We start from the raw sequence: 23,099 nt of genomic DNA on the forward strand, positions 1-23,099 counted from the left end.
CTGGTGTCGGGGTGCGCCAGGGGGCGGGTGCTGTTGCCGTTCGTGTGCGCGCCGAGGGTGTGCGGGCTCGGAAATGTCGAGGAAAGGTTAGTTCCGGGCACGAACTACCGGTCCCAACTGGGGTTCTGTGGCGCGGGCGGCTTGTGCCCCGACGGCTGTACCCCGGACCGTTCCGTCCGCCCCCGAACGGAGGGTGCGGGGACCAGAGGAACCTTGCGATCCGCTCAGGAAACCCGTCTGTTCACTTCTGAGCCGTTTCCTGGACGCCGGCTGAGGGGCATCCGTTGGGCGAGCGACTGCCAATGTGATGCCCGCCGGAACGGGAACGCAGCATCCCCCGGCGCACCCGACCTGCTGCCCCGGACCCTCCGAAGGATGCCGTTGTCCACAGATTCGCCCCGCCTGCTCACGGTCGTGCGGGACCCATCGGACGTCAGGTTCCGGAACATCGCTCGTGCTGGCGGTGTCACCGTCCTCGCGATCATGCTGCTCGTCGGCCTCTTCCTGGCCGTCCGGGCCGCGGAGGCCCTGCGTGTCGCCGGGTTCGGGTTCCTCACCACGCAGGCCTGGGACCCCGACGCCCACCGGTTCGGCATCGCCGCCGTCCTGGTCGGCACGGTCCTGATCGCCGGTGTCGCGATCGCGTTCGCGCTGCCCCTGTCCTTGGGCACCGCGCTGTACATCACCGAGTACGCGCCGCTGCGGATCCGCAAGGCGTTCATCGGCCTGGTCGACCTGATGGCCGCGATCCCGAGCGTCGTCTACGGGCTCTGGGGCTTCTTCTTCCTGCAGTCGCAGATCACCCCGGTGTCCCGGTGGATCTCGCAGTGGTTCGGGTGGATCCCGCTCTTCTCGGTGTCCGGCGTCGACCTCGACGACCCGCTCGCGTCGCCGACCGCGTACACGGCCTCGACCTTCATCGCGGGGATCGTCGTCGGCCTGATGATCACGCCGATCGTCACCTCGATCATGCGCGAGGTGTTCTCGCAGGCCCCGCTCGGTGAGCGCGAGGGCGCGCTCGCCCTCGGGTCGACGCGGTGGGGGATGATCCGGTCGGTCGTCCTGCCGTTCGGCCGTGGCGGCATCATCGGCGGGACGATGCTCGGACTCGGCCGGGCGCTCGGCGAGACCATCGCGGTCTACATGATCATCTCGCCGGTGTTCGTCATCCAGCCGCACATCCTGCAGGCCGGTGCGAGCTCGGTCTCCTCGCTGATCGCCCTGCGGTACGGCGACGCGACACCGTTCGGCATGTCGGCACTCATGGCAGCGGGTCTGACGCTGTTCCTGATGACGCTGTGCATCAACTTCGCCGCGTCCGCAGTGGTCGCCCGATCGCGTTCGGGAGCGAGCAGCTAGTCATGACCGACACCACCCAGGCGCCAGCGGGCGTCACGTCACCCCTGCCCACCGTCCCCCTGTCGACGCCCGTGCCGGCCAGCCCGGTGACCGCGTCGACCCCCTCCGGCTCCGGTTCCGGCACGGTCCTGCCGCGGCTCGAGCGGGGGTCCGAGCCGGACCGCGGACCCGAGGAACGCCGGTTCAGCGGCACTCGGATCAGCGACGTGCTCTGCGTCGTCGGCGCCGCGGTCGCGTCGGCCTCGGTCACGTCGATCGTCTTCACCGAGCTCGCACCGGTCTCCGGACCCATCGCGTTCGCCGCCGTCGCCTACGTGATGTTCCTGGTCTTCTACGCGCTCCTCGTCGCCACCAACGAGAGTGCGGCCGTGGTCCGTGACCGGGTCGTCTCGGCCGCGGTGCACTCGCTCGCGTTCGTCGTGGTCGCGACGCTCGTTTTCGTCGTCTCGTTCAGCGTGATCCGGGCGACCAAGGCCCTGCCGCACTGGAACTTCTACACCCAGGACATGGCGCTCACCGGGCCCCTCGACCCGATGACCTCCGGCGGCGTCCTGCACGCGGTCGCCGGGTCCCTCATCCAGATCTCGATCGCGCTCGTGATCACGGTGCCCCTCGGGGTGACCACGGCGCTGTTCCTGACCGAGGTGCCCGGGCCGTTCGCCCGGTTCGTCCGCACCATCGTCGAGGCGATGACCGCGCTGCCCTCGATCGTCGCGGGGCTCTTCATCTACGCCAGCGTCATCGTCGGGCTCGGCTTCGACAAGTCCGGGTTCGCCGCGTCCCTGGCGATCAGCGTGATGATGCTGCCGATCATGATCCGGTCCGCCGACGTCGTGCTCCGCCTGGTGCCGTCGACGCTCAAGGAAGCGTCGATCGGGCTCGGCGCCGGGCAGTGGCAGACGGTGTGGCGGGTCGTGCTGCCCACGTCCCGCTCCGGCCTCGTCACCGCGATCATCCTCGCCACCGCGCGGGGCATCGGCGAGACGAGCCCGGTGCTGCTCACCGCCGGCTTCGCGCCCGACCTGAACCTCGACCCGACGACCGGCCCGATGATCTCGCTGCCGCTGGCGATCTTCGAGTTCGTGAAGTCGCCCGAACCGAACATGATCGCCCGCGGCTTCGGCGCGGCCGCGGTCCTGATGTTCCTCGTGCTCGTGCTGTTCGTGATCGCCCGTGTGATCGGGTCGCAGACCGTCGCGACCCGCGAGCGCCGCAACGACCGCTTCCGCGCACTCGGCCGCCTCGTCCTGCGCTGGGTCGCCGCCGCCGAACCGGTCTGGCGCCCCGTCGGCCGCTTCGTCCGTCGGCACGCCCGACGCTACGTCCACCCGTTCCCCACCGACGCCTCCCAGAAGGACCCCTCGTGAGAACCCGCAGAACACGCCTGATGGGCGCGGTCCTGGCCGCCGCCGCACTGGCCCTGTCGATCCTCCCCGCCACCGCGGCCGACGCGGGTGAGTCCTACGTGCCCATCTCGGGCGCGGGCTCGTCGTGGAGCTCGGTCGCGATCCAGCAGTGGGCCGTGAACGTGCAGCAGTACGGCATGAAGGTCCGGTACGCCAGCACCGGGTCCTCCGACGGCCGCAACCAGTTCAAGGCGGGCACGGTCGACTTCGCCGTCTCGGAGATCCCCTACGGCATCAAGGACGGCGGGGTCACCGACGTCCCGCCGACCGTCGGGTACGCGTACATGCCGATCGTCGCCGGTGGCACGTCGTTCATGTACAACCTCAGTGCCGGTGGCAAGCAGATCACCAACCTGCGGCTCTCCGGCCCGGTGCTCGCGGGCATCTTCACCGGCAAGATCACGAGCTGGGACGACCCGAAGGTCAAGGCCGACAACCCCGGGCTCGACCTGCCGAAGCGCCGCGTGGTGCCGGTGGTCCGGTCCGACGGCTCCGGGTCGACCGCACAGTTCACGACCTGGATGAGCAAGAAGTACCCGTCCGAGTGGAACGCGTACTGCAAGCAGGCCGGTCGCCCGCTGCCCTGCGGCATCACGTCGAACTACCCGACGGTCGCCGGCAAGGGCTTCATCGCCCAGCCGAACTCGCAGGGCGTGTCCGGGTACGTCGCACAGAAGGCCAACGTCGGCACCATCACGTACGTCGAGTACTCCTACGCTCTGAAGACCGGCTACCCGGTGGCGAAGGTGCTGAACAAGGCGGGCTACTACGTCGAGCCCACCGCCTCGAACGTCGCGGTCGGTCTGCTCGGCGCCAAGATCAACCAGGACAAGCGGTCGTCGTCGTACCTGACGCAGATCCTCGACGGCGTGTACGACAATCCCGATGCCCGCACCTACCCGCTGTCGTCGTACTCGTACATGGTCGTCCCGACGACCACCGACGCGAGCCTCACGACAGCGAAGGGCAAGACCCTCGGCGCGTTCGACTACTACTTCCTCTGCGAGGGGCAGCAGCAGGCCGAGGTGCTCGGGTACTCGCCGCTGCCGATCAACCTGGTGCAGGCCGGACTCGACCAGGTGCGGCGCATCCCCGGGGTCGAGGCGAAGAAGATCGACATCCGGAAGTGCAACAACCCGACGTTCTCCGCCGACGGCAAGAACACCCTCGCCGTCAAGGCGCCGCAACCCCCGGCGTGCGACAAGCTCGGCGCGACCCAGTGCAACACCGGCACCGGCGGGGCGAAGGGCACCGCGACGCCGACACAGAGCGGCGGCGCGGCCGGCGGCGGCACGAACGACGGCGGCGGTGCCGGGGCGGCCGGGGGCTCCGGCTCGGGGTCCGGCGGCGGTTCGGGTTCCGGTGCGGAGGGCGGCGGTTCCGGGGGCTCCGGCTCGGGAACCGGCTCCGGTTCGGGTTCCGGGAGCGGCTCGACGGACCAGCTCTCCGGCGGCAGCACCGGCAACGGCGGGACCGGCGCGGTGCCGGCACTCAACAACGGCTCACCCGTGCAGTGCGACGCCGACAGCGGCGTGTGCCAGAACGTGGCCGCCCTGCCCGTCGAGGTCGACGCCGCCGACGGCTGGACGCCGACCCGCACCCTGATGCTCTGCGCCGTGGCCGCCCTGCTGGCCGTGGTCCTGCTGCCGCCGCTCATCGGCGTGCTCGTGTCCCGACGGAGGGCCCAGAAGTGAAGAACCAGCACCTCGTCCGACTCGGCTCCGCCGCGCTCGTCTTCGGCGCCGTCACGTCGACCATCGCCGGTTCGCTGCTCGTCGCCACGATCCCGGCGTCGGCCACCGCGCCGTCGGCCACGCCCTCGTCCGCGGTCACGAAGTCGTGGGTCGACGCACAGGCCGCGATCGGCGCCGGGGGAGCGACCCCCGAGCCCGATCCCGACGCAGCCGACTTCTCGAAGATGTCCTTCACGGTCAGCCAGACCGAGGAACTCACCGACCAGGGCATCACCGTGAGCTGGACCGGTGCGAAGCCGACCTCGCCGAGCGAGTACGCCACCGACTACGTCCAGCTCATGCAGTGCTGGGGCGACGAGGCGGCCGGACCGTCCCCCGAGCAGTGCCAGTGGGGCGCTCCGTCGTCGACCATCGCGGGACTGACCGGTGTCGGGGCCGCCAAGCGCGACCTGGTGAACGGGGACGACCCCCGGCAGGACCCGACCCTGACCGGACCGGACGCGAACCCCGACCTGCTGCTCGAGCCACCGGTCGAGAACCCGTTCCTGCGGGCGTACCGCGTGCCCTTCCGGTCCGTCGACGGCACGCTGTCGAAGAGCACGACCGAGCTGTCGAAGCAGTTCGACGCGACGACCACGAACGAGGTCACCGCCGCCCGGACCGCGAGCGACGGCACCGGCCAGGTCACCTTCGAGACCCAGTCGGGCCTCGAGGCCCCGCAGCTCGGCTGCGGACAGGACCGTGTGGTGGCCGGCAAGGCGACACCGCGGGACTGCTGGCTGGTGATCGTGCCCCGGGGCAGCCACAACCTCGACGGTGGCACCGCGGCGTCGACCGCCGCCGGTCGCGTCACCGGGTCGCCGCTGTCGGCGTCGGCCTGGCGCAACCGCGTCGTGTTCCCCCTCGGCTTCCAGTCGGTGGCGCAGGCCTGCCCGATCGGCAACGCGGAGCAGCGCATGGTCGGGTCGGAGCCCGCCACCGAGGCGGTCACCGCCTGGCAGCCGGCTCTGTGCGGGCTCGGCACCACCTACGGCTACTCGCAGATCGGCGACGAGGAGGCGCAGCACCAGATCGTCTCCACCACCGGCGGGGCGTCTCGACTCGCACTCGTCAACACGCCCGTCGACCCCGCGACCGCCCCCGACACGACCATCCGGTACGCCCCGGTGGCCCAGTCGGCGATCGTGATCGGGTTCTCGATCGACTACCGCCTGTACCCGGACGCCCCGGCGAAGGCGAGGAACGGTCTGCAGGCGCAGGAGCTCACCCTCGACGCACGGCTCGTGGCGAAGCTGCTCACGCAGTCGTACCAGGCGGACGTGCCCGGCCGCGGCAAGGGTGACCCCACGGTGGCGGCGAACCCGTCGAGCATCGTGACCGACCCGGAGTTCCTCGCGCTCAACCCCACCTTCGTCGGCTCGAAGAGCGACACCGCTCCGGCCGGCCTGATGGTCGCGCTCGGCGACACCGACGCGAACGCCCGGGTGTGGGCCTGGCTGCGGGCCGACCCGGTCGCGGCGGCCTTCCTCGACGGGCGCCCGGACGAGTGGGGCATGCGGATCAACCCCGCGTACCGCCCGCTGGCGCTGGCCACCGACACGACGGTCGACAGCTTCCCGAAGGCCGACCTGACCATCGCGAAGGGCGGCGACCCGGACGAGACCGGCTACGGCACCCTCGACATGCGGCCGTACATGAACGACATGCACGAGGGGGCCTACCGGACGCTCAAGGCTGACCCGAACCAGAAGGACTCCTGGAACCCGTTCGGACAGCCGAAGGGCTACACCTCGCTCGGCGCGCAGGTGCCGGGGAGCCGGTTCCTGCTGTCGATCACCGACACGGCATCGGCTGCCCGGTACGCGATCCCCACGGCCAAGCTCGTGAACGCCGCGGGCGAGGCGGTCGCCCCGACCACCGAGTCGATCACGAAGGGCATCGCGACCATGCGGCCGTCGACCGTCCCCGGTGTCGTCGTCGCGGACCCCGCGAACCGCGACGCGGGTGCCTACCCGCTCGCCCTGCTCAGCTACGCGGCGGTGAACGTCTGTGCCTCGAGTCCCACCGAGCGTTCGGACTACGCCACCTTCATCCGCTACGCGAGCGGTGCGGGGCAGGTACCGGGGGAGAAGCAGGGCCAGCTCCCCGCCGGCTACGTCCCGCTGTCGAGCAGCATGCGGGCAGCGGCCGGACAGGTCGCCAGCGGCCTGACCGACGCGAAGACGGTCGCCGCCGCCTGCCCGGAGGCTCCGGAGACGTCGGCGCCGACCGAGCCGACGACGTCCGGCCCCGACGGGGCGGTCCCGCCGCCCACCGACACGACGGAGACCGTGACGGACCCCGTGACCGACCCGGGGACGTCGACCGACACCCTGCCGGACGCGACCCTCGACCCGGTGGCCGACGCCGCGCCTCCCGTGTCGACCAACGACGTCGACGAGGCGTCCGGACCCACCCAACGCACCCACGACCAGCCGCTCGCGGCGACCCGCCTGGGTCTCGCCGCGGCGCTCGGAGCCGGCCTGCCGGCGCTCGGCGTGGGGCCGTTCCTGATCCGCCGTGGCCGGAGGCTGGCGATGCTGGCCGCCGCCCACGTGTGACCGAGTTCCACCCACGACCGCTGCCACCTGGGCAGCGTCGAACCCACGAAAGGAAACACCAGCCATGAAGGTCAACACCTTCTGCAAGACGGCAGTCACGTTCGGTGCAACTGCGCTGATCGTCGGTGCCCTCTCCGTGCCGGCGGCCCAGGCCGACCCCGCGGGGAACGCGTTCGGCAAGCTCGTCGGTCTCGGCTCGGACACGACGCAGGACGTCATGAACGGCGTCGCTGCAGCGGTCGGCGGCAACCAGATCGCCTCGTACGACGCGACCAACGCCGGCCCCTCCGTCGTCACCCGCTCCGGCGGCGCGGCCATCCCGCGCGTCTCCGGCTCCGGTGCCGGCCGTGACGAGCTGCTCGTCTCGATCGGTGCGGTCGCCAACAAGTCGGGCGTCGCCCTGGCCGACGGCACGAGCACGACGATCGACGAGTCCGTCGTCGGACAGCTCGACTTCGCCCGCTCGTCGAGCGGCCCCGCCGCCAAGGACCAGTCGGCCGACGGTGTCCTGGCCTACGTGCCGTTCGCCCGCGACGCGGTCGACGTCGCCTACGCGCCGGGCAGCCCGCTGTCGAAGGTGCCCTTCTTCATCGGTGACGGCTCGCAGGCCAAGACCGCCCCGACGCTCTGGAACGTCTACCGCGGCGACGTGTCGCACGCCTACTTCAACGCGGATGGCACCTACAACTCCGTCGGTGGCAGCGCGACCGGTCCGGACGGCACCAAGGCCTACAAGCTCCAGCCGCTCCTGCCCAAGTTCGGTTCGGGCACCCGCAGCTACTTCCTCGGCCAGCTCGGTCTGACCGACGCCTCGGGGTTCACGAGCACGAACTCGTTCGTGTCCGACACCTCGGCAGGCAAGCCGATCGAGGAGCACGACGGCACCGCGGTCGTCGCGGCCGACACGGGCTCGACGCTCGCGATCGCCCCGTTCTCGGTCAGCCAGTGGGTCGCGCAGGCCAACGGCGTCGGCGGGGTCACCGACCGTCGCCACGGCGTGACGCTCGCCGACCTCGGCAAGACGGCCGGCAGCCAGACCCCGGCCACCACCGGCAGCGGCAAGGCCTACGCGACCAACCCGGCGTTCGCTGGCTTCGTCCGTGACGTCTACAACATCGTCCCGTCGCGCCTGGCGGACGACCCGTCGAGCGCGATCGCGAAGACGTTCGTCGGCAAGGACTCGCTCGTCTGCAAGCAGACCGCGACCATCGCCGCCTACGGGTTCCTGCCGGAGCCGGCCACCAACGCCGCCACCACCTGCGGCTACGCCCAGCTGCGCGCCTTCTCCGCGTCGCTGAGCACCACCGCGCTGTCGATCCCGGCGAAGGCCGTGGCCGGCAAGCCCGTCAGCGCCACCGTCTCCGTCGACTCGTTCGGCACGGGTGGCGGCACGGTCCGGTTCCTGAACGGCTCGACGGTCGTCGGGACCGGCACCATCGCCAAGGGTGCCAAGAGCGTCACCGCCCCGGTGACCCTGCCCAGCGGCACGGCCTCGGTCAACGCGCTGTTCATCCCGGCGCTCGCCGGTGTCTCGTCGAGCACCTCGGCGGCGTCCACGGTCACGGTCTCCGCGGCGACCGGCGTCACCATGACGGTCCCGCGCCTGACGGTCGGCAAGACCGCCAAGGTGACCACGACGATCACGGGCGGGAACGCCACGGGCGGCACCGTCACCATCAAGAACGGCACGGAGACCGTCGGCACCGCCAAGGTCGCCGCCGGAGCCACCACCGCTTCGGTCTCGTTCGTCCCGAAGCGCACCTCGTACAGCCTCGTCGCCACGTACACTCCGGCCACCACCGGCGGGACCGCCGCCACCAGCGCGGTGTCGACGGTGAAGGTCGCCAAGGGTGCACCGACCGTCAAGGCCGGCAAGGTCAAATCGGTCTCCACGAAGTCCCACGCCAAGGTCACCGTCGCCGTGAGCGGTGCCGGTGCGACCCCGACCGGCAAGGTCACCGTCAAGGAGGGCAGCAAGACGCTCGCCTCGGTGTCGCTGTCGAAGACCGGGCGCGGCACCGTCTCGCTCCCGCGTCTCAAGGCCGGCACGCACAAGCTGACCGTCGTCTACAGCGGTGACTCCCTCTGGAACACCGCGCGTACCTCGTCCTCGGTCAAGATCACGCGCTAGTCCCACCCCGCCCGGCCGGTCCGACAGGACCGGCCGGGCACCCCACACCGAAGACACCACCCCACCCCCGAACACCCCGACGGACGGATCGATGACGAGCTTCACCTCCTGGTTGCCGGGCCGGCGACCCTCCGGCGAGCAGGACGCGAGCGGTCGCCGCCGAGCCGCCGGCCCGTGGCGGCCGATCCGGGGGCTGCGACCGTCCCGCGCGCGGCGCCCCTCCCGACCGGTCACCGGCTGGTCCCACGAGTCCGCCGGCCCCGCTGCCCGCGCGATCCCCGTCCTCGGAGCCCCCGACCGCTGGCGCTTCAGCGGCTCTGCCGTCGTCGTCGTCGGGTTGCTGCTCGTCGGGTTCGCGCTGCAGTTCACCGCCGTGTCGCAGGTCACCTCCTCGCGTGACCAGCAGCTGGCGCGCGACGCGTTCCGCTACCAGCTCGCCAACGCCACCGCCCCGGTCGGCCAGACCGGCACCGACGGACGTCTGGTCCCCGAGGGCACGCCCGTCGCGATCGTCCGGGTGCCGGCACTCGGCCTCGACACCGTCGTGCTGCAGGGCACCACGTCGGAGACCACCCGCTCCGGCCCCGGCCACCGTCGCGACACCCCGCTGCCCGGCCAGGTCGGCGCGAGTGTCGTCTACGGACGCCAGACCGCCTACGGCGGCCCCTTCGGTCGCATCGACCAGCTCGACAAGGGCGCGGTCATCACCGCGACGACCGGGCAGGGGACCGCGAAGTACCGGGTCGTCGACGTCCGCCGCACCGGTGACCACGTCCCCGCACCGCTCGAGGCCGGCGACGGTCGGCTCACCCTGGTCTCCGCCGCCGGGCTGCCGTTCCTGCCCGACTCCGTCGTCCGCGTCGACGCCGAACTCGTCTCGAAGGCCGCTCCCACCCCGACGCCCTCGTTCGGCTACGCCGCACTCGCCCCCGCCGAACTGACCATGGCCGGTGACGGTTCGGTGTGGCCGTTCCTCGTGCTCGGCCTGATCGTCCTGGCCGGCATGGTCGCGCTGTTCGCGGTCGGGATGCGCTTCTGGGGCCGTCGGCAGACACTCGTCGTCGCCGTCCCGGTGGTGCTCGCCGTCGGGCTCTCCGCGGCGTCCCAGCTCACCGTCCTCCTGCCCAACCTGATGTGACCGAAGAGACCACGATGCCCGGAACAGAAACCGAAACCCTCCTCGCCGAGTTCGACAGCTGGTTCGACCGCGTGCCCCCGGCACCGGATCCGTCGACCCTGCCCGCGACCCTCGACGCCCGATCCGTCTCCGCCTGGTTCGGTGACCACAAGGTGCTCGACCGTGTCTCGCTGACCATGCCGGCCGGCCAGGTCACCGCCCTGATCGGGCCCTCCGGCTGCGGGAAGAGCACGTTCCTCCGCACCCTCAACCGCATGCACGAGCTGGTCCCCACCGCGTCGCTCGCGGGCGAGGTGCTCCTCGACGACGTCGACATCTACGACGCGTCCCGGCGGATCACCGAGGCCCGGCGGCAGATCGGGATGGTCTTCCAGAAGCCCAACCCGTTCCCCGCGATGAGCATCCAGGACAACGTGCTCGCAGGACTCGCTCTGACGGGGGTGCGGCTCGACAAGGCCGCGAAGGCCGCGCTCGTCGAGGAGACCCTGACCAAGGCGGGCCTGTGGAACGAGGTCAAGGACCGCCTGCGGCAACCCGGCGGCGGTCTGTCAGGTGGGCAGCAGCAGCGGCTCTGCATCGCTCGTTCGCTCGCCGTCCGTCCGCGGGTGCTCCTGATGGACGAGCCGTGCTCCGCCCTCGACCCCACGTCGACCCGGCGCATCGAGCAGACGATCACGGAGCTCGCCACCGACGTGACGATCGTCATCGTCACGCACAACATGCAGCAGGCGCAGCGCGTCTCCGACCGCTGCGCGTTCTTCCTCGCCGAGGCCGGGACACCCGGTGCGATCGTCGAGCACGGCCCGACCGACGCGATGTTCCAGACACCGCAGGATCCGCGCACCGCCGACTACGTCAACGGTCGCTTCGGATGACGGACTGGAGGCGCGGTGCGGGCCCGCACCGCGCCTCCCGTCCGGTGGACGGACCGTCGTCGTGCGGTCGGACTACGCGAGTACCTGGTTGAGGACGAGCGCGGCGCCGATCACTGCGACGCAGACCAGGAACGCAACCGGTGCTGCCCTGCTCTTCGGGTGCACCATGCCAGCAAAGCCCGAGGCACTCAGGCCAGCTGCTCCCGCTGCGACCGAGAGCGGCCATCCATTGACGACGAGCACGACACAAGCGACGCCGAGCAAGACCGCGCACGCTGCGAGCACCCTGCTGAGCACGCGGCGGAGACGAGCCGGCGTTGCTCGCTCCGGAACGGTCAACGCTAGATCGCCATACACGTTCGGCCACGTACTTCGCCGTTGTTCCGGAAGTCGACGCACATGCTCCCCGGACGCAACGTGTGCTTCTTGACGCTGGGGATGTTGAAGACGGCTTGTCCGCAGCCTGAACGCACCGACGTCGTCTCCTGCGCGTACTGCCGCCCGTTGACGTCCTTGAAGCGGTAGACGCCGCTCCAGTTGCAGAACATCCCCGGGATGACCGCAGCGAGGCCGTAGCACTCGGCCGCGGTCGTCGACCCCGTGACCCGCAGCCCCGAACCTCGAACGGACATGTTGAGGAAGCATCCCGCTGGTACGACGATCGTCACGCCTCGGTAGCTCCAGCGGAAGGACGCAACTGGTGACGTCGCGAACCCTCCGTTGACCGTGTTGCCCCCGCCGGCCTGATTCGAGTCGTAGGCGTGCGAAAGGTCAGCCAGTTTCCGTGCCTGTTCGTGCACGTCCACGTCGGCGACTGGCTCCGCGACGTTCGGTGCCGCCGTTGCTGGCGAGGCAAGAGCTGCCACGAAGAGCAAGCACGCTCCGAGCGCTACCGAAGATCGTCCAATGAAATTGCGGGACAACGTCATCTCCCCATGTCAGTCCCGGCCTGTGCCGAGGACCTCACGCCACTGATCTTCCAACACGTAGAACAAGCAATGTGTATTTCAGCAGAAGGAAAGCTGGGCCAGTAGAGTCGAGATGTGGAACATCAGCGGCGGGAGGTTGGGCGCGTGAGGCGGAGCGGGGGCCGGGTGATCCTGTTCGCCAGCATGGCGCTCGGGGCCTCGATGCTGAGCGCTCCGAACGAGGCGTCGTGGAATCCGGGGGCGTTCCTGCTCGTCGGTGGCGCCCTCTGCGCCCTGCCGTTCTTGCTGGGACGGCATCGGCGCAGAGGCACCGTGCGGGCCGGGATCTCCACGTCGGACTGGGTGGCTCTGTCGACCGGTCTCGGGGCAGGGCTGCTCGTCGGCCTCCTCTTCTTCGACGGCTCGGCTGCCTTCGCCGCGCTCTTCCCGGTCCCGTTCGTGGCGATCCACGCCGCCGTGAGCCGCTCGGACGGGAGCCTGCGAGCCCGGTCGATCGTGCTCGCGGTGACGGCGGCGTTGGTCGTCGCGATCCTCGTCACGGGTGACGATCTGCAGCGCGGCTTCGCGGACCTCGTCCAGGGGGCCGTGGTCGCCGGCGTCCTGTTGACGCTTGCGCTGGTCCTTCGGAGCGCTGTGCAGAGACAGCGGGCCTGAAGCTGCTGCGGTGCACTCCAGCGCTGCGGGCTGCGTGATCGGTACGGTGGTCGCCATGGCCCGATTCACGCCCCCAGCCGCTGACGCGATGCGCGCCCGGCTCCTGCTCGCCGCGCGGGACGAGTTCGCCGCGGTCGGACTGGCCGCCGGCAGGGTCGAACGGATCGGTGCCGCGGCGTCGAGCAACAAGGCGCAGGTCTTCCACTACTTCGGCAGCAAGGAGGGGCTGTTCGACGCCCTCGTCGCGGACACCGTGACCGAGACGTTCGCCGAGGCCCCGCTCGACACCGCTGACCTCGCCGCCTGGGCCGGCCGGGTGCACGACTCCTACGTCCGTCGCCCCTGGGCCCAGCGGCTCGCGACCTGGCACCGGCTCGAGCGCGCCGACGTCCCGCTCGAGTCCGTCGCGACCAGCTACGCAGACGCGGTGGCCGAGGTCGAGCACGCCCAGCGCGCCGGGGTCCTGCCGCGGGCGTTCCGTCCGGCGGTGCTCCTCGGGCTCGTCCTGCACGCCGCGGCGTTCTGGAGCGCGACCGCTCCGGAGTACGAGCCGCTGGTGCAGGCCGTGACGCCGCCGCGGCGTCGCCAGGTCGTGGCCGACGCGGTCACGGCCCTGCTCGGCGGGAAGTCCTGACCGAGCGATCCGCGGGCGCCAGCGTTAGCGCCGCCGGACGGAACGTGCGGGGCGGAGCCGCACCGCGCCTCCTGGCCGTCCCTCAGTCGGCTGCGCCGGCGGCGACCCGCAGCGTCCGCTCGGCGTCGTCGAGGTAGTCGGCGAGCAGCGCCGAGGCGCCGTCCTGGTCGCCACCGCGCAACGCGGACACGATCGCGTCGTTGCGTTCGACGAAGTCGGCGTGGAACGAGGCAGGGTCCGCGGTGGTCAGGAAGGCGAGCCGCATCTCGGCGAGCAGCCCGTCCATCAGGGCGTGGATCCGCTCGCTCGGCACCGCGCGCACGAGCTCGGCGTGGAACCGGATGTCGGCGGTGCCGACCGCGCCCCAGTCGCCCGCGGACGCCGCTGCCCGGGCGTCGGCGACCGCTGCAGCGGCCTCGGCGAGTGCCGGCGAGTCGGGGGTGCAGGCGCGGACGGCTGCCTCCTCGAGCACCCGCCGAGCCGCGTAGAGATCGGTGACGTCGTCGGCGGAGAGCCGGCGGACGAACACGCCGCGGTTGAACACGTGCTCGACCAGACGGTCGCGGGCGAGCAGCCGGAACGCCTCGCGCAGGGTGTTCCGCGACACCCCGAGCTGGTCGCTCAACCGCTCCTCGGACAGCTGCGCCCCGGGGGAGAAGTCGCCCGAGGCGATCATGGTGCGCAACCGCGTGGCCGTGGAGTCAGCGCCGCCGACGGTTCGGGTCATGGCACCGATCCTGGCATGCGTGGCGATTGTGAAGGGCGTGTTACAGAGCGGAACCGGCTCTTGCGATTGTTGAACAATGCGGTCCAGACTGTCCCGCATGTTCGTCCTCATCGGCGTCGCCGTCGTCATCGTCGGCTTCGCGCTGCGCATCAACGCGCTCCTCGTCGTCACGGTCGCGGGCATCGTGACCGCGGCCATCGGCGGGATCGGTCCCGTCGGCATCCTCGACGCGTTCGGCAACGGGTTCGCCTCGAGCCGGTCCGTCACGACCTTCGCGCTCGTCCTGCCCGTCATCGGCCTGATCGAGCGCTACGGCCTGCAGGACCAGGCGAAGCGCCTCATCGCGAAGCTCGACAAGCTCACGACGGGTCGCCTGCTCGCCGGGTACCTGGTGATCCGGCAGGTCACCGCGGCGGTCGGCCTGACCAGCATCGGTGGCCCGGCGCAGACCGTGCGCCCGCTGGTGTACCCGATGGCCGAGGGCGCGGCGACGAAGAAGTACGGGCGGATCGACGAGCGGATGCGCGAGAAGATCAAGGGCTACTCGGCCTCGTCCGACACCGTCGGCGTGTTCTTCGGCGAGGACGTCTTCGTCGCCGTCGGCTCGATCCTGCTCATCACGACCTTCGTCGACTCGACGTACGGGCTGTCGCTCGAGCCGATCGACCTGGCGCTCTGGGCCATCCCCACCGGCATCGCAGCGCTGATCGTGCACGGCGGACGCCTGCTGCTGTTCGATCGCCGACTCGACAAGATGGCGGCGGACGCCCGTGCCGACGCCCCGACCCTGGGGGCAGCAGCGTGATCACCAGCGAATGGCTCTACTGGCTCATCGGCGCGTTCTTCATCGCCGTCGCCGTCCTGATCGTCACCGACACCGCGCACGCGAAGCGCCTGGGCAACGCGGCGTTCTGGGGCATCCTCGGCCTGTCGTTCTTCTACGGCACCTTCGTCGCCGCGGGCACCGTGCCGGCCTGGACGCTCGGGATCGCCGTCCTCGTGATGGTCGCGCTCGCCGGGCTCGGCTTCACCGGCACGACGAGCCGCACCCGGGTCGCGAGCATCCCCGGCGCGGGCACCGGTGCCGAGACCGGCCCCGCCGAGCCCACCGGCGTGACGCAGAAGATCACGAACGCCGGCAGCGGCAGCACGAGTGTGCTCGCCACCACCAGCCCCGACGAGCGTGCCGGGTTCGCGACGAAGTACGGCAACCGGCTCTTCATCCCGGCGCTCGTGGTGCCGGTGGTCGCCGTGCTGGTCGCGACGCTCGGCCCGCTCGTCTCGTTCGGCGGCGAACCGCTGCTGGCCGAGGGCAGTGCGACCCTGACCGGCCTGGGCATCGGTTCGGTGCTCGCCGTGGTCGTGGCCGTGTTCGTCCTGCGCCCGCCGAAGGTCGCCACCCCGATCCGCGAGGGCGGACGGCTGCTGCAGGCGATCGGCTGGGCGGCACTGCTGCCGCAGATGCTCTCGACGCTCGGCATCGTCTTCACCCAGGCCGGGGTCGGTGACGCCGTCGGCACGATCATCAAGTCGGTGCTGCCGGAGAACTCGCTGCTCGCCGCCGTGGTCATCTACTGCCTGGGCATGGCCCTGTTCACGATCATCATGGGCAACGCCTTCGCCGCCTTCCCGATCATGACGGCCGCGATCGGCTGGCCCGTCCTGGTGCAGGGCTTCGACGGCAACCCGGCCGCGATCTTCGCGATCGGCATGCTCGCCGGCTTCTGCGGCACGCTCGTGACCCCGATGGCCGCGAACTTCAACCTCGTGCCGGCCGCCCTGCTCGAGATGCGGGACAAGTACGGCCCGATCAAGGCGCAGATCCCGACCGCCGCCATCCTGCTCGTCGTCAACATGGGAGTCATGTACCTTGTCGCATTCTGATGCCGCCCCGATCGACCTGACCCGGGCCGCCTGGGCCGACCGCTTCGCGGCCGTCGCCGCGGACAACACCACCCGCGAGTACCCCTACGCAGCGCACCACGCGACGTCCGGACCGGACGACCGGGCACTGCCCGTCGAGCTCCACCCCGCCTTCGCCACGTCGTACGACTGGCACTCGTCGGTGCACATGCACTGGCTCGCGGCGCGCCTGGTCGCGCACGGCCTGCCCACCGAACTGGAGGCCCGGCTCACCTCGATCCTGCAGGCGCACCTCACGACGGATCACCTCGCGACCGAGGCGGCCTACCTGCGCGAGACCCCGCACTACGAGCGCCCCTACGGCTGGGCCTGGCTCGCGCGGCTCGCCGCCGAGGTCTCGGCATCCGAGGCGCCCGCCGTCCGGGCACTGGCCCCGGGGTTCGCGCCGGTCGTCGACGTCCTCGAGGACCTGGTCGTCCGGTGGATCGACGGCGCAGCACACCCTGTCCGGCACGGCGTGCACTCGAACTCGGCGTTCGGGTTGCTGCTCGTGCTCGAGGCCGCCCGGTCGCTCGACCGTCCGGCCCTGGCCGCCGCGATCGAGGGGGCCGCGAAGGAGTGGTTCGGCACGGACGCCGGCTGGCCGTTCGCCTGGGAGCGGAGCGGGCACGACTTCCTGTCCGCAGGCCTGGCCGAAGCCGACCTGATGCGTGCCGTGCTGCCGGCCCCGGAGTTCGCCGCGTGGGCGCGCGGGTTCTTCGCCTCGGTGCAGCCGGGCGACGCGATCCTGCGCTCGACGGTGGTCCGCGACGAGAACGACCCGCAGCAGGTGCACCTGTTCGGGCTCGACCTGTCGCGTGCGGGGTCGGCCCGGCGCATCGCGGACGCACTCGGCGACGGCGGCTCGGACGGCACCGGCGTCGCCGACCTGCTCGACGACGCGGCGGACCGGCTGCTGACCTCCGGGCTCGCGGCGAGCGTGGGCGAGGAGTACTACTCCACCCACTGGCTGGCGAGCTTCGCCTGGGACGCCATGGAGGCCCGGGAGCACGCCGCTCGCTGACCGTCGTCGGGAGCGCTGACCGTCTGCGGACACGTCGAGGATCCGGAGGTACCTTCGGGGCCATGAGCGATCCGAAGGACGACGACACCCTCGACGACTTCCGCGAGGCGCAGGAGACCGACTACGAACCGGAGCCGACCGTGCTCGACCCCGACGACCTGCCCGTGGTCGACGACGCGGACGACGAACTGCTCCCCGACGACGACCGGCCGGTGCCGCTCGACACCGACGACGACACGATCTGAGTGATCGCGCCGTCGTCGGGCCGCGGCACCGGCGTCGGCGTCACCTCAGTCGAGCGGGACGGTCCGCGCGAAGGTGCGGGTGATCGGCGCGGTCGCCAGGAGCGGGCCGATGGCTGCTGCACCCTCCGGGGTCGCGCGCCACGCGACGTAGGTGTCGTGGTCCTCGGCGGTCGTCCACGACTCGACGACGACCATCGTGTTCGGGTCGGCATCGTCGACCAGGACCTCGAGCGACTCGAGTCCGTGGAACGACGCGGTCTGTTCGAGCGTCTCGCGGATCGCCGTCTCGACGGCATCGGCGGGGGCGTCGCTCTGGAACTGGACCTCGAGCAGGACGGTCATCGACATGGGGAACCTTTCGTCAGCGGTCTCCAAGCCAACCCCGGACCCCCTGCACTTGTTCCGGGTCGGTCAGTCGACGATGCGGAAGCGGATCACGTCGCCCGGGCGGAGCTGTGCGGCACGGTCGACGGATTCCGGCGTCAGGACCGCGACGACCGGGTAGCCGCCGGTCACCGGGTGGTCGGCGAGGAACAGCACCGGGAAGCCCTCTGGTGGGACCTGCAGCGACCCGGTCTCGACGCCCTCGCTCGGTAGTTCCCCCGTGACGGCGCGGGCGAGCGGTGTCCGTGCGGTGGTGCGGACCCCGACGCGGTCGCTGTCGGCGCTGACGGAGAAGTCCTGGCCGGTCAGGGTCGTCCGCCACTCCGGGGCGAACCAGTCGTCGCGGGGACCGGGTACCAGGTCGAGCACGACCGGCTCGTCGGGCCACCGCGGTTCGGGTTGCGGCACGGCGTCCACGATCGGCCACGAGACCCGGGCATCCCCGACGGGCAGGACGTCACCGGCCGTCAGCGGCGGCGGGCCGAGGCGCGCGAGGGAGTCCCACGAGCGACTACCGAGCACGGGTTCCACCGCGAAGCCGCCGAGGACCGCGACGTAGGTGCGGAGTCCCACGGTCGCGGTGCCGATCCGGAGCGTGTCGCCCGGTGCCAGCAGCACGACCTCGTGGGAGGCCGCGCCGCGGACCCGGCCGTCCGCCCGCTCGACCTCGACGGGGCAGGCCGCGCCGGCGGTGGCCGCGACCACGTACGTGTCGGCGCGGAGCGTGACGGAGCCGAGCAGGGCCTCCAGGACGGCGGCGTCGGGACGGTTGCCGACCAGCCGGTTGGCGAGCGCCGCGGAGCCGCGGTCGGCGGCGCCGGCCGCGCCGAGGCCCATGTCGCTGAAGCCCGGGCGCCCGAGGTCCTGCGTGGTCGCGCCGTAGCCGACCTGCACGACGGTCAGCGCGGTCATGCCACACCCGCCTCGACGAACCGGACGAGCGTGCCGGCGGGGGCGAGCGCCGGAGGCGTGCGGTCGAGCGACCACATCGGGACGTCGGTCCGGCCGATGAGCTGCCACCCACCCGGCGAGGTACGTGGGTAGACGGCGCTGAACTCGCCCGCCAGGGCGACCGCGCCGCTCGGGACGGCCGTGCGGGCGGTGGCCCGGCGGGGCAGGTCGAGTGGTCGATCGCTGCCGGTGAGGTAGCTGAAACCGGGGGCGAAGCCGCAGAACGCGCTCGTCCAGAGCTGCTCGGTGTGCCAGGACACGAGGTCGTCGCGCGTCATGCCGGTCAGCTCGGTGACGGCGTCGAGGTCCTCGCCGTCGTACGTGACGGGGATGACGAGCGGCTCGGAGTCGCCCGCGTCGATCGTGTCGGTGTCCGGGGTGACGCGCGTCAGGTCCGAGCGGAGTCGTGCTGCGTCCGTCGTCGTCGGGTCGTACCGGAGCAGCAGCGTCCGGGCTCCGGAGACGACCTCGGTCACCCCGGGCAGCGCGGCGTCGGCGAGTCCGGCGCGGAAGGCGATGACGTCGGCGAGGGAGTCGAACGTGGCGAGGAGTGCGGTGCCGCCAGCGGAGCGGACCTCGGGACCGGTCACGGCACGAGTGGTGCGAACGGGGCGATCGTGACGCCGTGCTCGGTCAGGAGCGTCCGGATCGCACGGGCCATCGCGACGGCGTCGGGGGAGTCGCCGTGCACGCAGACCGAGTCGGCACGGACCGCGATTTCGGAGCCGTCGACCGCGGTGGCGACGCCCTCCGTGACCATGCGGAGCACGCGGGCCGCGACCTCGTCCGGGTCGTGCAGCACGGATGCCGGCTGCTTGCGGGACACCAGGGATCCGTCGGGCTTGTACGCGCGGTCCGCGAAGGACTCGCTCACCGTGCGGAGTCCGTACCGCTCGGCCGCGAGCAGGAGTTCCGACCCGGGCAGCGCGAGCACGGCGAGGGACGGGTCGACGTCGGCCACGGCACGGACGACCGCCTCGGCCGGCACCGGGTCGGCGCAGGCCGTGTTGTAGAGGGCGCCGTGTGGCTTGACGTACGTGACGGCGGTGCCGGCCACGCGGGCGGCGGCGGCCATGGCGCCGAGCTGGTGGACGACGTCGGCGTGCAGCTCGTCGGGCGTCACGTGCACCGGGCGACGACCGAAGCCGATGAGGTCGCGGTATGCCACGTGGGAGCCGATCGCGACTCCGCGCTCGGCGGCGGCGCGGGCCGTCGCGAGCATGATCGTCGGGTCGCCGGCGTGGAAGCCGCAGGCGACGTTGGCGCTCGAGACGACGTCGAGCATCGCGTCGTCGTCGCCCATGGCCCAGGCGCCGAAGCCCTCGCCGAGGTCGCTGTTCAGGTCGATCGTCGTCACGGGTGCTCCCTGTCCTCGCGGGTTGTTGAACAATCTACCCAGCGAGTCGGTCCGTGTCATCCGTCCTCCGGTCCGGGGACGGCTGTTTCCGAGGCGCGCCACGTACTGTTCGAGTCCTCAGTACCACCGGAGGCAGCGTCTCCGGATCGACCTCTGCACTGGAGCAGCTCATGTCTGACAGCGACAACACCCACGGCGCCCCGAAGAACGACTCGGAGGGCACCGAGAAGCCGGCCGGCCTCGGCGACGACAACACGATCCCGAACAACCCCGACGGCCTGGCTGCCGGCCACACCGACGAGGACTCGCACTTCAACCCCGAAGAGGACGGCGAGCAGTAGGCGCTTCGCTACTCGGGTCGACGCAGAACGACACCGTCGTTGTCCTCCGACAGCGGCGGTGTCGTTCTGCGTCCGCATGGCCCGCGCTGACCGACCCGCCGGGGTTCAGTGCTGCGGCGACCGCTTGCCGAACAGCGCGTCGAGGAACCGCGAGAACCGGGACTCCGGTTCGTGGGGTGTCTCGATCGATCGCGTCGGCGACCGGAACGCCAGGTCGTGCAGCATGTTCCGCTTCGACCCGTCCCAGTTCGCGAAGAGGTACGCCCCGCCGATGAACGTCATGCTCCGGACCGGGGTCCGCTTCCACGAGTCGGCGGCCACGTAGTAGCCCGCGTGACCGGCGCGGATGTGCTGGATGACGGTGTCCACGTCGATGACACCGGTCGGCGTCACGACGGCGGTGATGCCCGTGCGGTCGCGGGCGACGTACTCGATGAGGTGTTCGGTCACGATGGAACTCTTCGTCACGGTGGTGAAGCGCCACGGCAGGGAGCGTGGCGGAGGGGATTCGGAACCGCCGTTGCTTCCGATTCCACGATACGTCCGAGGTCGGCGTGCCGTTCCCCGGATGCCGCCGTTCGCCGCCGGATGAGCGCTCAGTGGATGGTCGCTCGGTCGACCCAGCCCGTGATGCGCTCGATCGCGTCGTCGAAGTCCCGGGTGCCGGGTCGGTTGAGGAACGCGTGACGACTGTCCGGCAGGACCTGGCGTTCGACCTCGACGCCCGCATCCTCGAGCTCGGTCGCGAAGCGTTCCCCCGAGGTGCGCATCACGTCCCGCTCGGCGTCGACCACGTAGGCGAGCACGAGGCCGATCAGCGGCGGGGCGGTCGCGACCGCCGAGGCCGCCAGACATGCCCCGGCACTCGCCCCGCCGAGCACCAGGCCGGACGGTGATTCGTCCCGCAGGTGGTGGAGCACGCCGACGACCTCGTCCCGGGCGTGCGGCGCCCGTCGTCGTCCACGCGGGCCACCCCGACCGAGCCACGGCAGCCCGGGCAGCGGTCCGAGGCGGTAGTCGACGGTCACGACCGGCAGACCCTGCTCGGCAAGCGTGCGGGCGACGGCATCGGACTCGGGCAGGTCGAGGTCCCCACGGAAGAACCCGCCACCGTGCACCCAGACCAGGGTCGGGGATCCCGTGCCGGCGCTCCGGTCCAGCGGTCGGTACCGCCGGATGGGGACCGGTCCGTGTGGGCCGTCGATCCTGTCATCCGCGACATCGATCGTGTCCTGGTGCATCCCCCGCATGGGAGCAGTGTCGCAGCACGCGGGCTGCGGGCAGGTCCACGTCGCTTGAATAGGCATACTTTTGTAGCGCAGGGAGGGACACGGCCCTCGCCCCACGAGTTCAGTGATGGTCGTCCGGCGCGGACGCGACGCCGAGCTCGCGCTGCAGTGCGCGCAGGACCCGCACGAGGGTGTCGAGCTTTCCGGGCCCCGCCTCGAACCCACGCCCGAGCGTGGGACGGGGTTCCACGACGACGTCCTGACCGTCGACCGTGGTGATCCAGATGCCGAAGTCGACCCGCTGTCCGCGTGAGTCCTTCGTCGCGACGGAGAACCTGTCGACCCGCGCCCACGGCATGTCGAACACTGGCTGGTCCCGTGACGGTGCCCACGCGTGCAGGCCGAACTCGTCGACGGTCCAGATCTCGGGGCGGGGCTTCGGGAAGTCGTCGGAGGTGCGCAGGCCCGAAGTCAGCACCGGCAGGTGGAATCGAGGTGCCCTGCCGGCTCCGATGCGTGCGAGCGTCCGGCGGTCGGCGCGGCCCGCCGCCATCGTCGACACTGCCAGCAGGAGTCCGAACCCGACCACGATCAACGGCCACACCACGAACGACGCCTGGGTCCGGGCGTTGTCGATGCCGCGCAGGAAGTCCGGGAACGCGAACTCTGCGACGAGCAGGGCGAGCCCCACCGCCGTGGTGATCGCCGCCGCGAGCAGCACCGGCCCCCGCCGCAGCATCTGCCCGTCGCGCAGCCGCTGCACCCACGGCTCCTCCGGCGGGGTCACCGGTCGTCCCGCGTTCGACCAGGACGCGCGTCGTCGTGCTGCGCGCCGAGCTCACGGCGCAGTGACCGGAGCACCTGCATCACGATGTGGATCTTCGTCGCGCTCGCACCGAAGGGCCGTCCGACGGCTGGCCGTGGCTGCACGGCGAACCGCCCGACGTCCTCGGTGATGATCCAGATGCCGGTGTCGGTCCGCTGCCCACGGACCTCTGCCGAGGCGAGTTCGATCGAGCGGATCGCGCTCCACGCCAGGTCGAACACCGGTGTTCCCCGTTCCGACGACCACGCGTGCAGCCCAGCGGCGTCGACCGTCCACATCTCGGGCCTCGGCTCGGGGAAGTCGTCGAGGGTGTACGCACCCGTGCGGAGGACCGGCAGGTGGAAGCGCGGCGTCGTGCCGTGCTGACGGATGGCCGCAAGAATCCGTCCGTCACTCCGACTGCGCACCCGCGACAGGACGGCGGCGACGGGGCCGAGCACGAGCAGGATCACCGAGAACAGCGGCACGGCGAACGGACGGCGTGCATCCGAGTGCAGGATGGCGTCGACGTGCGTGATCGAGAACACGACCCCGATGCCACCGGCCACGGTCACGATCGCCAAGCCGATCAGGAACGGCCACCGCTTCGGCATCTCCCCGTCGCGCAGTCGCTGCACCCACCGTTCCGCCGCGTACTCCACCAGCCCATCCTGCCCGTCACGACCACGGATCGTCCGCGAGCGCGACATGCTG

24 protein-coding genes are annotated in these 23,099 nt (G+C 71.3%); 14 read left to right on the forward strand and 10 right to left on the reverse strand.

Annotated elements, in window-relative coordinates; translation table 11 throughout:
• Positions 1–375: 375 nt before the first annotated feature.
• The 7 genes from pstC (at position 376) to KK087_RS00365 (ending at position 11,203) form a co-directional block, all read left to right on the forward strand.
• A complete protein-coding gene (pstC, locus tag KK087_RS00335) occupies positions 376–1,359 on the forward strand; it encodes a phosphate ABC transporter permease subunit PstC (protein WP_214529924.1) in 984 nt (327 codons plus the stop codon).
• Positions 1,360–1,361: 2 nt separating this feature from the next.
• Entirely contained in the window at positions 1,362–2,726 is a 1,365-nt protein-coding gene (pstA, locus tag KK087_RS00340) for a phosphate ABC transporter permease PstA (RefSeq protein WP_214563824.1), read from the forward strand.
• Complete coding sequence (pstS, locus tag KK087_RS00345; protein WP_307859892.1) at positions 2,723–4,459, forward strand: phosphate ABC transporter substrate-binding protein PstS; 1,737 nt, start codon at positions 2,723–2,725, stop codon at positions 4,457–4,459. The genes pstA and pstS overlap by 4 nt, the downstream gene beginning before the upstream one ends.
• The gene (locus KK087_RS00350) at positions 4,456–7,059 is read left to right on the forward strand and encodes a hypothetical protein (protein WP_214563825.1); all 2,604 of its coding nucleotides are present in this window, start codon (positions 4,456–4,458) and stop codon (positions 7,057–7,059) included. The genes pstS and KK087_RS00350 overlap by 4 nt, the downstream gene beginning before the upstream one ends.
• A gap of 64 nt (positions 7,060–7,123) precedes the next feature.
• Positions 7,124–9,190, forward strand: a complete 2,067-nt coding sequence (locus KK087_RS17555; protein ID WP_214563826.1) for an Ig-like domain repeat protein — start codon at positions 7,124–7,126, stop codon at positions 9,188–9,190.
• A 91-nt stretch (positions 9,191–9,281) separates the two neighbouring features.
• A complete protein-coding gene (locus KK087_RS00360; RefSeq protein WP_214529928.1) occupies positions 9,282–10,328 on the forward strand; it encodes a sortase in 1,047 nt (348 codons plus the stop codon).
• Positions 10,329–10,426: 98 nt separating this feature from the next.
• The gene (locus tag KK087_RS00365) at positions 10,427–11,203 is read left to right on the forward strand and encodes a phosphate ABC transporter ATP-binding protein (RefSeq protein WP_228513776.1); all 777 of its coding nucleotides are present in this window, start codon (positions 10,427–10,429) and stop codon (positions 11,201–11,203) included.
• Between the two features lie 341 nt (positions 11,204–11,544).
• Here KK087_RS00365 and KK087_RS00370 read toward each other — a convergent pair whose 3' ends face one another.
• A complete protein-coding gene (locus KK087_RS00370) occupies positions 11,545–12,078 on the reverse strand; it encodes a hypothetical protein (RefSeq protein WP_214563827.1) in 534 nt (177 codons plus the stop codon).
• Between the two features lie 168 nt (positions 12,079–12,246).
• Here KK087_RS00370 and KK087_RS00375 point away from each other — a divergent pair, with 168 nt between their 5' ends.
• Together KK087_RS00375 and KK087_RS00380 are read left to right on the forward strand one after the other, a co-directional pair.
• Complete coding sequence (locus tag KK087_RS00375; RefSeq protein WP_214563828.1) at positions 12,247–12,786, forward strand: hypothetical protein; 540 nt, start codon at positions 12,247–12,249, stop codon at positions 12,784–12,786.
• A gap of 55 nt (positions 12,787–12,841) precedes the next feature.
• Entirely contained in the window at positions 12,842–13,420 is a 579-nt protein-coding gene (locus KK087_RS00380; RefSeq protein ID WP_214563829.1) for a TetR/AcrR family transcriptional regulator, read from the forward strand.
• Positions 13,421–13,502: 82 nt separating this feature from the next.
• Here KK087_RS00380 and KK087_RS00385 read toward each other — a convergent pair whose 3' ends face one another.
• The gene (locus KK087_RS00385) at positions 13,503–14,147 is read right to left on the reverse strand and encodes a GntR family transcriptional regulator (protein WP_214563830.1); all 645 of its coding nucleotides are present in this window, start codon (positions 14,145–14,147) and stop codon (positions 13,503–13,505) included.
• A 97-nt stretch (positions 14,148–14,244) separates the two neighbouring features.
• Here KK087_RS00385 and KK087_RS00390 point away from each other — a divergent pair, with 97 nt between their 5' ends.
• The 4 genes from KK087_RS00390 (at position 14,245) to KK087_RS00405 (ending at position 17,318) form a co-directional block, all read left to right on the forward strand.
• The gene (locus KK087_RS00390; RefSeq protein WP_214529932.1) at positions 14,245–14,952 is read left to right on the forward strand and encodes a DUF969 domain-containing protein; all 708 of its coding nucleotides are present in this window, start codon (positions 14,245–14,247) and stop codon (positions 14,950–14,952) included.
• Positions 14,949–16,031 (forward strand): DUF979 domain-containing protein, encoded by a 1,083-nt coding sequence (locus KK087_RS00395; protein ID WP_214563831.1) that lies wholly within the window; start codon positions 14,949–14,951, stop codon positions 16,029–16,031. The genes KK087_RS00390 and KK087_RS00395 overlap by 4 nt, the downstream gene beginning before the upstream one ends.
• Positions 16,018–17,073, forward strand: a complete 1,056-nt coding sequence (locus KK087_RS00400) for a DUF2891 family protein (RefSeq protein WP_250900687.1) — start codon at positions 16,018–16,020, stop codon at positions 17,071–17,073. The genes KK087_RS00395 and KK087_RS00400 overlap by 14 nt, the downstream gene beginning before the upstream one ends.
• 62 nt (positions 17,074–17,135) lie before the next feature.
• Positions 17,136–17,318, forward strand: coding sequence for a hypothetical protein (locus KK087_RS00405; protein ID WP_214529934.1), 183 nt, complete (start codon positions 17,136–17,138; stop codon positions 17,316–17,318).
• 45 nt (positions 17,319–17,363) lie between these two features.
• Here the strand turns inward: KK087_RS00405 and KK087_RS00410 are convergent, their stop codons facing one another.
• The 4 genes from KK087_RS00410 to KK087_RS00425 form a co-directional block, all read right to left on the reverse strand.
• Entirely contained in the window at positions 17,364–17,666 is a 303-nt protein-coding gene (locus tag KK087_RS00410) for a putative quinol monooxygenase (protein ID WP_214544812.1), read from the reverse strand.
• 63 nt (positions 17,667–17,729) lie between these two features.
• Positions 17,730–18,614: a 5-oxoprolinase subunit C family protein gene (locus KK087_RS00415; RefSeq protein WP_214563832.1), complete on the reverse strand. Its 885-nt coding sequence runs from the start codon at positions 18,612–18,614 to the stop codon at positions 17,730–17,732.
• Positions 18,611–19,243 (reverse strand): 5-oxoprolinase subunit B family protein, encoded by a 633-nt coding sequence (locus tag KK087_RS00420; protein ID WP_214563833.1) that lies wholly within the window; start codon positions 19,241–19,243, stop codon positions 18,611–18,613. The genes KK087_RS00415 and KK087_RS00420 overlap by 4 nt, the downstream gene beginning before the upstream one ends.
• A complete protein-coding gene (locus KK087_RS00425; protein ID WP_214564022.1) occupies positions 19,240–20,010 on the reverse strand; it encodes a LamB/YcsF family protein in 771 nt (256 codons plus the stop codon). Before KK087_RS00425 ends, KK087_RS00420 begins: the two co-directional genes overlap by 4 nt.
• 170 nt (positions 20,011–20,180) lie before the next feature.
• On the opposite strand from KK087_RS00425, the gene KK087_RS00430 reads away from it, so the two are divergent.
• Entirely contained in the window at positions 20,181–20,351 is a 171-nt protein-coding gene (locus KK087_RS00430; RefSeq protein ID WP_214563834.1) for a hypothetical protein, read from the forward strand.
• 105 nt (positions 20,352–20,456) lie between these two features.
• On the opposite strand, the gene KK087_RS00435 is transcribed toward KK087_RS00430, so the two are convergent.
• The 4 genes from KK087_RS00435 to KK087_RS00450 all read right to left on the reverse strand — a co-directional run bounded on the left by KK087_RS00435 (position 20,457) and on the right by KK087_RS00450 (position 23,095).
• Complete coding sequence (locus KK087_RS00435) at positions 20,457–20,801, reverse strand: hypothetical protein (protein ID WP_214563835.1); 345 nt, start codon at positions 20,799–20,801, stop codon at positions 20,457–20,459.
• 146 nt (positions 20,802–20,947) lie between these two features.
• Positions 20,948–21,592, reverse strand: coding sequence for an alpha/beta hydrolase (locus tag KK087_RS00440; RefSeq protein WP_250900689.1), 645 nt, complete (start codon positions 21,590–21,592; stop codon positions 20,948–20,950).
• 109 nt (positions 21,593–21,701) lie between these two features.
• Positions 21,702–22,367 carry a hypothetical protein gene (locus KK087_RS00445; RefSeq protein ID WP_214563837.1) on the reverse strand — a complete coding sequence of 222 codons (666 nt, stop codon included), beginning with the start codon at positions 22,365–22,367 and terminating at the stop codon, positions 21,702–21,704.
• Positions 22,364–23,095 carry a hypothetical protein gene (locus KK087_RS00450; RefSeq protein WP_214563838.1) on the reverse strand — a complete coding sequence of 244 codons (732 nt, stop codon included), beginning with the start codon at positions 23,093–23,095 and terminating at the stop codon, positions 22,364–22,366. The genes KK087_RS00445 and KK087_RS00450 overlap by 4 nt, the downstream gene beginning before the upstream one ends.
• Positions 23,096–23,099: the final 4 nt, after the last annotated feature.

The organism is Curtobacterium aurantiacum, from assembly GCF_018598555.1.
GTDB classification, from domain to species: Bacteria; Actinomycetota; Actinomycetes; order Actinomycetales; family Microbacteriaceae; genus Curtobacterium; species Curtobacterium aurantiacum.